This window comes from Streptomonospora sediminis, assembly GCF_054778995.1.
Map to the genome: position 1 here is coordinate 1 of NZ_BAAGYZ010000096.1, position 12,306 is coordinate 12,306.

General features: G+C 67.9%; 8 protein-coding genes and 1 pseudogene. All 9 read right to left on the reverse strand.

All coding sequences use genetic code 11. The annotated features are described in order from the left end of the window. Window positions 1–1,420, reverse strand: a pseudogene (locus ACYVD5_RS18420) (hypothetical protein); the annotation flags it as partial. Between the two features lie 3 nt (window positions 1,421–1,423). Beyond that, entirely contained in the window at window positions 1,424–1,813 is a 390-nt protein-coding gene (locus tag ACYVD5_RS18425; protein WP_461002312.1) for a pilin, read from the reverse strand. A 184-nt stretch (window positions 1,814–1,997) separates the two neighbouring features. After that, the gene (locus tag ACYVD5_RS18430) at window positions 1,998–2,852 is read right to left on the reverse strand and encodes a sigma-70 family RNA polymerase sigma factor (RefSeq protein ID WP_461002313.1); all 855 of its coding nucleotides are present in this window, start codon (window positions 2,850–2,852) and stop codon (window positions 1,998–2,000) included. A 275-nt stretch (window positions 2,853–3,127) separates the two neighbouring features. Further along, window positions 3,128–3,427 carry a hypothetical protein gene (locus tag ACYVD5_RS18435; RefSeq protein WP_461002314.1) on the reverse strand — a complete coding sequence of 100 codons (300 nt, stop codon included), beginning with the start codon at window positions 3,425–3,427 and terminating at the stop codon, window positions 3,128–3,130. A 432-nt stretch (window positions 3,428–3,859) separates the two neighbouring features. Beyond that, complete coding sequence (locus ACYVD5_RS18440; RefSeq protein ID WP_461002315.1) at window positions 3,860–6,547, reverse strand: pPIWI_RE module domain-containing protein; 2,688 nt, start codon at window positions 6,545–6,547, stop codon at window positions 3,860–3,862. Further along, window positions 6,547–9,891: a pPIWI_RE_Z domain-containing protein gene (locus tag ACYVD5_RS18445; RefSeq protein ID WP_461002316.1), complete on the reverse strand. Its 3,345-nt coding sequence runs from the start codon at window positions 9,889–9,891 to the stop codon at window positions 6,547–6,549. The genes ACYVD5_RS18440 and ACYVD5_RS18445 overlap by 1 nt, the downstream gene beginning before the upstream one ends. Then, window positions 9,884–10,996 carry a pPIWI_RE_Y domain-containing protein gene (locus tag ACYVD5_RS18450; RefSeq protein ID WP_461002317.1) on the reverse strand — a complete coding sequence of 371 codons (1,113 nt, stop codon included), beginning with the start codon at window positions 10,994–10,996 and terminating at the stop codon, window positions 9,884–9,886. Before ACYVD5_RS18450 ends, ACYVD5_RS18445 begins: the two co-directional genes overlap by 8 nt. A 132-nt stretch (window positions 10,997–11,128) precedes the next feature. Then, the gene (locus ACYVD5_RS18455) at window positions 11,129–11,455 is read right to left on the reverse strand and encodes a hypothetical protein (protein WP_461002318.1); all 327 of its coding nucleotides are present in this window, start codon (window positions 11,453–11,455) and stop codon (window positions 11,129–11,131) included. Beyond that, entirely contained in the window at window positions 11,452–12,156 is a 705-nt protein-coding gene (locus ACYVD5_RS18460) for a DUF4352 domain-containing protein (protein ID WP_461002319.1), read from the reverse strand. Before ACYVD5_RS18460 ends, ACYVD5_RS18455 begins: the two co-directional genes overlap by 4 nt. Window positions 12,157–12,306: the final 150 nt, after the last annotated feature.

Here is a 12,306-nt window from a genome sequence, read left to right on the forward strand (position 1 = left end):
CGGCGCCCCCGGCCGGCGGCAGCTCGGCGCGGCCGCCCGCCAGCTCGCCTGCCGGGTGGGCGGGGCGGGTGCGATACCACCACACGCTGGGCCGCAGCGGCTCCAGGCTGCCCGCGCCCGGGGGTGGTTGGGCCTCAGCGGCGGCGGCGCTCAGCGAGGCGGGGCGGCGTCCCATCCCCACGCGAACGGTGGCAGCAGGCCGCGCCGGTTCCGCTGCCGCCGAGAACGGTTCTCCCTTGGTGAAGCGCAGGGCGCGCAGGCTCCGGTAGAGCAGCATCAGCCCGACGACCTTGGCCGCACCCACGATCGGCGAGCGGCCCGGATGCGGCGACCACACCAGCTTCATCACCCAGAAGGGGATGCGGATCTGCACATAGACCAGCACCAGGAACAGGATCAGGTCATAGAGGATCCCCGTGCTCTGCGCCGCCTGCTCGGCCGGTGCGGCCAGCACGGTGATCGCCATCGGCTGCATGCCGCCGGAGGGATCACCGGCCGGGGCGGCGGTCTGAATGTGGCCGAAGTAGGCGATCTGGCCTTCGAAGAACAGCCGCATCATCGCGATGAAGGCCAAGGACTGTAGGATGGGCATCGCGCACAGCCCGGCCATGCTGCGCCACCACAGCGCGGCGAGGTAGTTGGTCTGGGGCAGGGCGTGGAAGGCCAGCAGCAGCGGCGCGGCGATCACCAGCACCAGCGACATGACCACGCGGACCACGTCGGCGACGATCCACACGACGATCATGACCACCAGCGCCACCAGCAGCAGCACGGTGAAGGCCACGCCTTCGGCCAGGATCCACTCCATGCGCGTGCGCAGGTTGGCGGCGGCCTCCTCGGCGTCGATGCCCATTGCGCCGATGGCCTCGGCGGTGGCGTTGGCGGCCCGAAAGACCTCGCGGGCGATCCACAGGCTGGAGTTGGCCGCCACCAGGGCGAAGGCCAACCGGCCCAGCATCTCGTCCAGGCCGTAGCGCATCTGGTAGGTCTCCCGGCCCATGAGCACGAGCCCGCCGGCCACGATCAGCAGCACGAACAGCGCGTTGACCACCGTCGAAACACCCGACCACAGGCCCGCCACGCCGTCGCTGGGCTGGGGGATGCGAAAGGCCATGCCGGCGATCCAGCCGAACAGCGGGTTGAGGGCGTCGGTGACCAGGTCGCTGAACCACGAGGTCACATGGCAGGAGACCTCGACCAGCCCGCACCCCTCGGCCTCGGGGGCGGCCGGAGCCTCCGGTGGGCCGTGGCCGCCGTCAGGCTGGAGCTCGGGGTCGGGCTGTGGGGGCGCCGGGCCCGGGGACGGGTCGGGTTCGGGCTGCTGCGGTGGCCGCGGCTGGGGTTCGGGCGAGGGTGCCTCGGGCGGCGGGGCGCCGGGAGAGGGTTCGGGCGGGCGGGGGCGCCCCGGCAGGACGGCCACGGCTCAGCCGCCCTGGACGACGTAGTCGAGCACGGCCATCAGCACGGTGGCCAGAATCGCCACCCCATAGCCGATGCCGGCGCCGCTCATCGCCCGCTTGGCCGCCTCCACCTGGGAGGGATCGCCCCCGGCCAGCATCCCCCGCAGCCCGGCGATCGTCAGGAACAAGGTGCCCACCGCCGAGGCCAGCGCGACGATGACGTTGCGCAGCCGGGTGACGACTTCGCGGATCTCGGCCGTGGAGGCCTCCGCGCCCGAGCCCTGCGCCCAGGCGGCGCCATCCCCGCCCAGCAGGACGGCGGTGGCCGCGACCAGGACCCCGGTCACGGCCGCGCCTCGGGCGGCGGCGCGCCGTTTCGGCCGCCGCGGCGGCGCGTGCTGCTGATCGGCCATGCTGCCCCTCCCCGGTGTTCGGGACCGGTCCGGTTCCGGCGTGGAGCCGGGCGCAAGCGGGCGGGCGGATCGGGCGGGCTTCCCCCTCTCCGCTGCTGCGAAAGCCCGCTGCCGGATCCTTCCTGCGCCAGGGCGAGTGACGGGAAAGAACCCGCCCAGCCCCGCCTGCGCCCGGACTCACCCCCTAAAGAGCCAGCGCCCAGCCCGGATTGGACTCCCCAGCCACACGCACCACCGCAGCCGAAGACCCGCCCCCGGTGCGGCGGGCATCAGCGGCGTCCAAGCCGGGATCGAGGTCGCCGGAAGCCAGAGCGCGGGCCAGGCGCTCCTCCGCGCGCGAACGGCGCTTGGCCAGCGCCCAGTAGGCCGCGCCGGACTGCTCGGCCAGGGCGCGCAGCGAAGTGTCCTCCAGTCGGGTGGCGCCGATCAGTTCGGCCTCCTCGGCGGTGAGCACCCCGCGGCGCATCGCCCGCGCCAGCACGTCATCGGGGTGCCCGCCGCCTCCGGGGACCGTGCCCGCTTCGGGGTGGTCGCCGGCGTCCTCGACCGGGACCGCGGCCAGGTGGGCTCGGCGGGCGCGCAGCCCGGCGCGCTGGGCCCGGCAGCGCAGGTACCACACGAGGTTCGTGTAGTCGGTGTTGATCGCCCGCACGGCCGCGACGAAGGCAGCCAGGATCTCGGCGTCGACCTCCTCGACCCCCTCGGCGCTCAGGCCCCGCGAGCAGCGCCGCGCCACCGCCTTCAGCGCGGGCATCGCCAACCCGACGGCCCCGCACATCCAGTCCTGCGACATCCGCGCCCGAGCGATCACCGCCCGCCACACCGCGTCCTTGAACCGGCGGTCGGTGCCCGCCTCCAGCAACAGGCTCCGGGCCGAAAGCAGATCCAGCGGCCACGCCGCCCCGGCCACCCCGCCCGCCCGGTCCGGGTGCTCGGCGTCCTCGGGCAACGCGACCTCGCCGCGTCCCAGCTCCAGCGGGTCGGGCACCAGCCGCACGAACTCGGCCTCGGCCACCTGCAGCGCACCAGCACAATGCATCAGCGTCTCTCCCCCTTCGATGAGGCGTCCATGACGCCCCCCACCGAAGAAGGCCCCCTCATCAGGGCGCGCTCAGACCGCTATCGGTCCGCACTCACCCCGCGCTCCCGCCGCACTCACAGCCAAGAAATCTTGCTCCACGACGGCGGGACGGGCCCGGCCCGATCCGAGCCGCACCCGCCCCGCCGCGATCACCCGTGATTACACGCTGACCTGGACGAACACCCCGCCCCGCGTCGATGCTCAGTCCGCAATCAGCCGCCCGTGCCCCGCGTTCACACCGCGGCCCCGCCCGCCGCGCCGAAAAAATCCTCCGAGGCCTTCACGGCCGGGGCGTAATCAGTGCCGTCTCCCCCGGCCGCGCGTCCTTGCTGGACCTGCCCCACCAGCCGCCGCGCCGCGCCCGCAACGTCGTCCGCCTCCCACCACACCGCCCGCCCGACCGCATCCCGCCACGTGAAGGCCCCGGCCACCACCCACACCGTCACCCCGCCCGGCAGCGACAGCACCGACATCTTCGGATCGGCCGACCCGTAGACCCGCGCCATGCCCAACCGCCGCAGCTCATCGAACAAGGCCTGCACCGCCGCCCCGGCGTCCCACCCGCCCGCAGCCCGCCGCACGGGCCCCGCCCCGGCCCGGGCCCGGCCACCGGGCGCCGCCGCCCGTGTGGGGCCGTCAGCGGCCCGCTGCCCGCAAAACGCCCGCCGCGGCCCACCCGACCCACGCGGCACCGGCCGCATCAACCCCAGCGGCCCCGTCTCCCGAATCCCGGCCGTCATGGTTGCCCTCATCAGTCCACCTCCCGGAACGGCGCCGCCGTCTGCGGCGCGACCAGGACCATGGACCCGCTACTCCGGCCCAGCCTTCAACACAAACGCGAAAAGAACCTCCGCTCCAGCAGGCGATCCGCCCGATTCAGCCCGATTGCGCCGCGCGGATCCTGGGCAGCTGCGCGGTCAGCACGCGGGCATACTCCGCCAACGCATCCGGGAGTTACTCAACTGCTATTCGCCATCCCCAGAATCATCAGAAACATCGACATCGTCTGCCATTGGAATGGCATACTCGGTCGCCTTTTTCGCCAAATGGAGCGGGGCGGGCAGGATCGTGTAGCTGTCGAACGTATCTGCCAGGCGCCGCTGGACGTGGGTCAGACCCGCCCATGCCCGGGGATCGTCGCCCTCTTGAATACTCGCCACCGAGAGCTCGATGAGTTGCGGATTGAATGTGTCCTTGGCCGTTTCGATCACCGGATTCCCGCGAGTGTTAAGGCTCACCTCGAAACGCGACCCCAGAGCACTTGCTGCCTTACTCCGCGAGCTCGGCTTGTCGCCAGTACTCATAAATATCCGCTTGGACAGCGGAGAGGAGAACAATCCCGAAGGCAAACCGTGATCGATCCGCTTGTCGCCGCGCCAGGGGATTTCATTGTTCGGATTTTTCTTCGCACTTCCCATGCTCATGCCGTACCCCTCGGGTGTTTCGTCGGAGTCATGGGTGCGCACTTGGACGTTACGGAGGTAGGGGGCGCTGGACCCGAGGTCATTACCCCCCACTTTGGGATTGTCGATGACGATTTTTGCGTTCTGCAAATCGGGCCAATCGAACCGCAGGTTCTGAGCCCACGTGAGTAGGAGGACCGGGCGGTCCGTCATGACCGACGAGAGAACGTCGCCAATGAACGAGTGAGTCTGCCGATCGTTGCGGTCGGGAAGTCGGAAGGCTTGGTCAGCGAGCCGGAACAGGAACTCGTGGTAGGGCAACCACTCCGGCATTCCCAATGCCCGAGCGAACACTTCCGGACTATCGGAACTGCACCACACAGCGACGGGCAGCTGATGGCGTTCGGTCCCGCCGGTGGCATTGCGCCGGAGCATATAAATCGCCACCGTGTCTACGTCGCCCTCGGGGATAACTCCGGGCCAAGATCCGCGCATCGGCCGAATGTTTCCGACCAATTGGCGCCTTAAGTCTTTCCATGTCGAGTCGGCCCTAGAACGCAGCGATTCACTCTTTTCGTCTTGCTTTTTCGGAGTGATAAAGTGGGTGAGGCGGTTTCTTTCCGCGAACCCCAAACGAAGCGCGGTTTTGGGGTCGCTGGCGAACTCGGGGAATGCTTCGGCGTTGCGGAGTTCAACGATCGTCAGCCCGACCATCTCGGTTGCCGGCGTCTCCTTGGCCACGTCTTTCTTTCGTGGATCCGCGGCCTTCTTTGCTCGGAGACGCTTGTCTCGAATATCCGCTTCTGGCTGTAGCGCACTGCCTAGTCCTCCGACCGGCCGCGAGTGAAGGTGAACATTGAGCTCGTCGGTTACCCACGACTCGTCCGACTTGTTGTCCGATTCATCCGACGAATCGGGAACGCCGGGGAGCCCGAGATCATTGAGTACGGATGTGCGTATGGCGTCCCGGACTTCCTGGCTGTCCCAGCGGATGTCGATGTCCAGCCGCTTCTGCCCGAGCGTGTCGGCGATACGTCGGCGCACCTCTTCAGGGGCGACCGGAGGGATGCGGGGCACCCTACCGGGGATTTTCTTGTGCGGCGCAATCGGTTCCACGATCCCCCGGAGCGTCTCGGCGACCCAATGGGCGATGCGGTCTCGTTCCCGGGCACTCACACCGGCTCCGACCCCGTGAGTGTTGCCGCCTCCGGCGTTGTGGACGATCGCTGCCGCGGTGTCCTCGCCGTCGCCCCCCAGATACTTGGTCGGGCTGCTGGCGATTTCTGCGGCGTCGGGGAAGCGGCTGTCGAAAGCGATCTGGTCGAAGAGATCGCGGAGCCCGGCGCGCCACCGCATCTGCCAGGAACCGCCGTCGGGGTAGTTGCGCATGGGGACCATACGGAAGCTGCGTGACTGCTCCAGGCCACGAATCCACGGCACCTCCGTCAGCAGGTAGGCGTTGACGCTTCGGCCGCGCCCTGTCTTCGGGGCTGTCCGGCACCATCGACGCATTCCTGTGGTGACGTGGAGGATCGGTTCCGGAACGAACAGGTCGTTCTGGAGGGTGAGGCGGACCCGGTAGGAGTAGGACCAGACGTGGCGGTCGGGCCCGGTGTGTTCGAGAGGCGGCCAGCTCATCAGTTCGACACCCCGCCCGTCAGAGGTCGGGCAGCGTCGGAAGCCGCGCGGGAAACCGTCCGGCCGGTCGTTTCGACGCAGCAGCTCCGCAGTGAGGATCTCCGGCGTGAGGTAATAGACGCTCCTCGGTAGACGAGCAAGCGCGGTGGTGGCCTCGGCGGTGTCAGGAGCGATCTCCTGGCCGGAGGACCAGTCGAGATCGCGGATGGCCGACGTCTCCCAGGCAAGCGGTGTGCTTGCCAGACGCTGCCAGAGTTCCGAGGCAGCATCCGCCTGTTCCGGCTTCACGCTGCTGCGCAGCCATGCGTGCAGGATGGGGTTGAGGCCCGTGATGTCGGGACGGCCGGCGCAGTAGAGCCACTGTCCAGGGTTGTCACGATGACCGACGCCGCGGCTGACCGCGCAGACGTCGGGGACCAGCGCGCGAATGGCGCGATTGAGGTTGGCGATGGATACGCTGCGCTGTTGCGGTCGACTCTGCTGCTGGAGTTCGAGGATGGGCGTTAGCCACTCGCGGGGGAAAGTGAGGACGCCGAGCGTCCGTCCCAGGTCGCTGACCGCCTCGGGGTTGATGCAAAACGCGGTGGTGTGCAGTTCGTTGTAGCTGGGCATTAGTGTTCTCCCAGAAGTCGGCCCAGCCCGCGGTAGAGCGGACCGTAGAGGTTCTCGGCGATTTCGGCCTCGATGGGATCGCAGCGGGCGTCGGGGGTGAGGTATTCGGCGAGTGCATCGCGCATGCCGACGACGAGGCTGGTTTGGGGATCTTCGCCAGGACGAGCGAAGAATTTGCCGTCGCAGAAGTGCACACGTGCAGCGCACCCGCCGCGGACGAGGCGGCCGATCACCTGCCAGATGGTGACCAGTTGGGTCCATGCAAGGGCAGGGCGGTCGTGCGTCTCATCCAAGGAACCGTAGGCAAGTGGGACCGTCAGCATCCGCTGCCAGCGCCGGTATCCGGCGCTACGGACGGCGCGGACCAATGCATGCAGACTCTCATTGGGATAGCCGTGGGCGCCGGCTCCGATCCGGTGGACGACGTCCGCGGCCCAGCGGTTCATCATCTGGACGATGTAGGTGATGTCGTCGGGGCGGGGATGTGGGCGGACGAGGAAGTAGACGGAACCGATGGCAGCGCGGTTGTCGTCGTTGAGGATGTTGTGGCCGCGCTCGACGGCAAGGAGAGGCGCCACCAGGAAGCGGGCGCCGGTTTCGGCGAAGCGGTGCACGTCACCGCGTCGAAGCGTCGGCTCCCAGTGGGTGGTGTACTCGCTGTCATCGGCGACCAAGTGACGTACTTGCCCCCGCCAGTCTCGGCGCGTTTCCACAAGGTAGTCGGCGACTTCTCGGGCTTCGGCATAGCTTCCGACGATCAAGAGAATCCGCCGTCGGTCCGGTTCGAGTAGATTGAGTTCCGCTTCGAGTTTCGATGGTCGGTCCGACCGAGGGCGTATGGCGAGCTTCCTCAGGATCGTGTGCAGGGCGGCGCGGCGCCGGTCTCCGGTCTCTCCCGAGACTTCCACTGTCTTACCGTTCTCCTCGACAGTGCTGCGCAGGAACACACTTTGGTCGATGCCTTCGAGCTCTGTGCTAGGAGCGGGGAGGACGGCGTCCACGGGGAGCTGAATGTCGTAGCGAGGGGACGTTCCGGCCCAGCTGGTTCCCGACAGTAGGAGGACCGCAGGCCCGGTTTCGTCGTCGACGGCGAACAGGCGGTGGAGATTGAGGAGTGCCCATCGGCCGACGCCTGCGCATCGGAAGAATCGCAGCTGTCCCATGCCGCCAGCATTATTGTCACCGCTCTCGTTGTACTGGAAGCCGAGGATGGCGCCCATGGGCGGGCTGGGGACCACGGGTGTGTAGTCCTCGGGCGGACGCTGGAAGATCAATCCGTTCGCCGAGTCGAAGCGAAGCGGTTCTTCGACGGTGCGCCACATGCGTGTCAGTGCATTGAGGACGTTGGAGAGAACGGCCAACTGCATCGTGAACTCGGCACGTAGCGCGTGCTCCTCCAGCTGCGCGCCCCAGTCGGTCTCGGCGTCGTCCTTCTGATCGTCGTACGGCGGAAGCTGGTGCTCAAGGTCGTTCAGCCACCGCTGGACACGCCGTCCCCGCTCGTCTTCATCGGCCACGGACAAAAGCGCGCGGGTGAGTTCGACCATGCCGACGGCGATCGGGATGCCCTCGGCGCGACCGCGAATACCCAACGGGTCCGGCAGGAAGGCGTCGAATGCCTCGCGCAGGGCCGCGTAGCGAGGGTTGTCGCGGTCGGGCTCGGCGGCATGCGACCAGGCTCGGACCAGCTTGTCGGCCAGGGTCCACTCGGTGAAGCAATCGCGCTTGATCCAGCGCTTGAGTGTGCTTCCGCCTCGTGGGAGCGGGTTGCGCTGCAGCAGCGTGTAGAGGCGGTTCGCACAGGCGCGAGCGGTGTCCAAATTGCTGATCCACTCGCGCACCGGCCGGTTGGCGAACTGTGCACGATTTCGACCGCGGAGCTCGCGCTCGGTGTGGTCCGCCAGGAGCTCCAGCCACGCCTCCTGGTCATCGCCGAAGAGGGTCTGGCCAGGGCTGAACATTGAATCGAGTTGTGTCTGTACTTGGTCGGCCTCGTCGACGATGACCAGGTCACTTCGACGCCAGACCAGCTCCAAGTAGCGCAGCTGATCGGCGTTCAGCTCTCGGGGCACACGGCTGTGTAGCAGGCCCGGGGCCGTGGTGACCCATACCGATGCGTCGACGAGGTCTCGGGAGGAACGGTGTCGCTGGCAGCGGTTCCAAAGTGGGCAGTCATGGAACTGCTGCCGATCGTCATCATGGTTCGGCGTCGTCGGGATAAGCCGGTCCCGACACGGTGCTTCGCGGAATCCCCATGGCTGGGCGTCAGTGCGCAGCCCATCGAGGGCGCAGGCGGTGCTGAGGAAGTGGTTCTCGTCGCCGAATCCGGTGAGTTGCGGTCCATGCTCGAATCCGCTGGCGTGGACCCGGTGCATTCGATTGATGTGGCGCACGTGGCTCGATGCCCCAACGATCGGGGCGGCGGTGAAATCACCGAGTGCGACCTTGTTGAACCAAGCCACGTGGCGCAAGGCCGCGAGCACGTCGCCCACCACAAGGGTGACGTGCTCGCCGCGCCGAGCTGCACAGGCGGCCAGCAGCAACATGAATGTGCTTTTGCCGGCTCCAACCATCCCGATCATGTGGAGAACGTCGGTGACGGTGAACGCGTCGCGGTCAACGAAGGCACCGTTCTTCCGCCACTGCGGGCGAATACGGTCGATAACGTCGGACCAGCCCCGTCGTTCGTCCGCCGGCAGGACCTTTTGCTCACGCTCATCGAGCCAGTGGGCGGTGCGCACAAGTTCCAGTCGCTGGAACTCTGTCTCCCTCCGTCCGAGACGTAGTGATAGGTCATGGCCAGCGGGCTGGTCGTCGCTGACGATGTCTTCGGGGATCTTGACGGACACCGGGTGACCGGTGCCCGTGACCGTGTAGGTCCCGGCTCCGCCACCGCGCGCCGGGGTGCGGCGCAGTGGGGGATCAGTGGCCAACGCCTTGTCGAAGACATCGAACCTGTTGGAGGCAACGGAGGGCCGGCGCCGCACCACCCGGCCGTCGCCGTCGACGAGGAACCCGCGGAAGTGTTCGGGTACCTCTTTGTACTGGCGAAGCCGGGTCTCCCAGTCGCGGCGGGCGCGAAACGGGGCGAGGAGGTGACGTGCGACGCGGATGGCCTGATCGTTCTCGGCACCTACGTCGAGGCCCAGCCCTTGCGGCCAGGGGTATCCGGAAAGGAGTTCGTGGGCCACGGATGCCGGCTCCTCCGGGCAGATGCGAGTAAGGAGGTGGATCCCGAGTTCGACGTCGAGGAGCACTCCGGCTTCCATGCCCAACGCGTCGTTCCCCACCGCTTTGCGTAGCTCTTTCATGGGTGTCCGGCGCCAGGCCGTGCGGTCACGCATCCAGACTCTCCAGCTTCTTCGTGACGTAGGCGAGCATCTGGCGCTCCGAGGCGACGATCATCTGGTGTTCGCGCAGCATCGGCTTGGCCCGCTGGCGCAGGGTCTGCACGTAGCCGGGAACGGCCGCGACGGCTTCTTTGGCCGGGACGATGTAGGAGCGCCTCCATGGAGGCTCGAGGGGTATCGGCTTCAGGCAGCGAGCCAAACGAACGGGATTGGACCAGTCCTTGACATCGACCGCCCAGGCTTCCTCGTCCGGGAAGACGATCCGCAGATCGTAGGCATCGAAATCGGGCCACAGTTCAACGCTCGCGCCGGCCCGTTCGATCTTGTGGTAGAGCCGCAACTCAGGTCGACCGGGCGAGGCGATGAAGGTGCGAATGGGGCCGGCCAGCCACCGGATCCCCTCCTCGGCGTTCAGCCGGGTCCCGACTGCGGGAGCACCGGTCCGAGGGCACCGCTCGTCCAGGCACAGCAATCCTTCGGCTGCAGGCAGCAGCAGGTTCTTGCAGGATGCACAGGTCTTGACTTCGCTGTCGTCGACAAATTCGACCGGCGCCGGTGGGTAACAGGCGCCCAACGGCTCCTTGATGAGCTGAAGCTCAGGCCTGGTGAGTTCCAGTTGGTACGCCTTCTCTGTGAGGACCGGCTGGTCGATGACAAGGCGGCGGAAGGCTTTGTAAGCGTCCGGGCGTCCTGCGTTGCGGCAGGCGCTCCGCACTGCCGCGATGACCTCATTCTCGAATAGTTCGGCCTCCGCCCCTCCTTGGGCCGCCTCGACCGCCCACTCCTGGCAGGACCGAGTCGGAGAGCCGGCCTCCAGGAGTTGGTCAGTAGCCACATCCGGGCCGCCTACAGGTGGACGCCAGCTGCCGAGAGGTTCGTGGCACCACTGGAGAAGTTCCGGGATGCCCGCAGGCGGGCGCGCACCGTCCCGCATGCAGATCACGGTGAGGAGATCGAGTCCCCGTTGCAGGTCTGGCGCGTAGGGGACGCTGAGGGGCGCCCCTTTTGCCACGCCGCGATATGTACTGATCAATCCGGTCGCGATGACACGAAGTGCCGCGTCATCGTCGCGGCGTTGGATTCCGGGGGTGGATGACATCACAGGCACAAGGTCCTCGTGGATTCGTTCGCCGACACAGTTCCCGATTCTTGCGTGCATCCGGGGCTTTCGCTGGAGAATCGAACAAGACAGACATTCGGTCCGGGCGAAGCACCAGATGGTCGAGAGGGGTCAGTCGTCCTCGGCTTCATCGGAGCTCGACAGCTTTCGCTGGGGTGTGCGCGGCAACGTCCACCCCGCAAGGAACAGCACTGTGCCGAGGGCCGCGAGTACGACCAGCGGGATCAACACGACCGAGCGCAGCGAATCGCAGGCCGCCTCGGCAGAAGCCGAGCCGCCGGTCAGGACCGCGGTCCAGTCGTCGACGGCCGCGTCGTTGGTGGCGAAGAACGCGGATCCGCACGATGAACCCTCGGCCGAGAGGGGGACCAGGCCGCCCACCGCTGCGGCGAGCAAAAGGCAGCTGCCGACCGTCAAGAGAACGTTTCGCGTCGTCACGACAGCTTCACCTCCGCGGGCGGGTCCAGGGACAGCCAGTCCTGCAGTTCGATCCGCGTGGGCTCCACGTCGGCGGGCACGTCGTAGACGAGCTTGCCCTGCACCTTGTTGCCGGGGTTGATCTCGTTGAGGAAGCTCTCGGCGTCCATGGCCAGCTCGGCCCCGGTGTCAGTGCTGTACTCGTTGCCGTCGGCGTCGAAGAGCTTCTGGCTGGAGGATTCGAAGGTGCCGGCCTGGTCGCCGATGTTCTCGACGGTGACGTGCACGATGACGTACTGGCCCTGGGCCTGCTCGGTCAGGTAGGGGTTGTCGCCGACCTGGGTCACGCCGGTCTCGACCTCGGTGACCGTGAAGGCGAACGCCCCGGACTCCACCGTGTCGCCGATGCCGGCGACGTCGGCCTTCTCCTGGCCGCCGCCACCGCCGTCGCCGCCACTGCCTCCGGAGCCGTCGGCGTCGCCGCCGGGCCCGGAGCCATCCGAGCCCTCGTCGCCGGAGGGGGCCGCGGGCGCGTCCGTCCCGGACGTGGTGTCGGGGTCGCCGCTGCTGAGGGCCGCCATGCAGCCCACCACCATGAACAGCAGCACGACGAGCCCACCGCAGCCCAGGCATCCCCAGAGCCAGCCGTTGGTCTTCTTCTGCGGCGCCCCGTACTGCGCCTGCGGGGGCTGCGGCGCCTGGGGCGATTGCGGTCCGTACATGGGAGATTCTCCCCTTCGCGTGGTGATCATTCCGCGGTTCCATTGCACTGCTGGGGCCCCGCGGCCGGTCGGTAGCAGGCGCCCCGGCCCTCGCGGGTCAAGGCGAGGGCCGGGACGCGGTCGGTGACGGCGCGTCGCTGGGCGATGTGC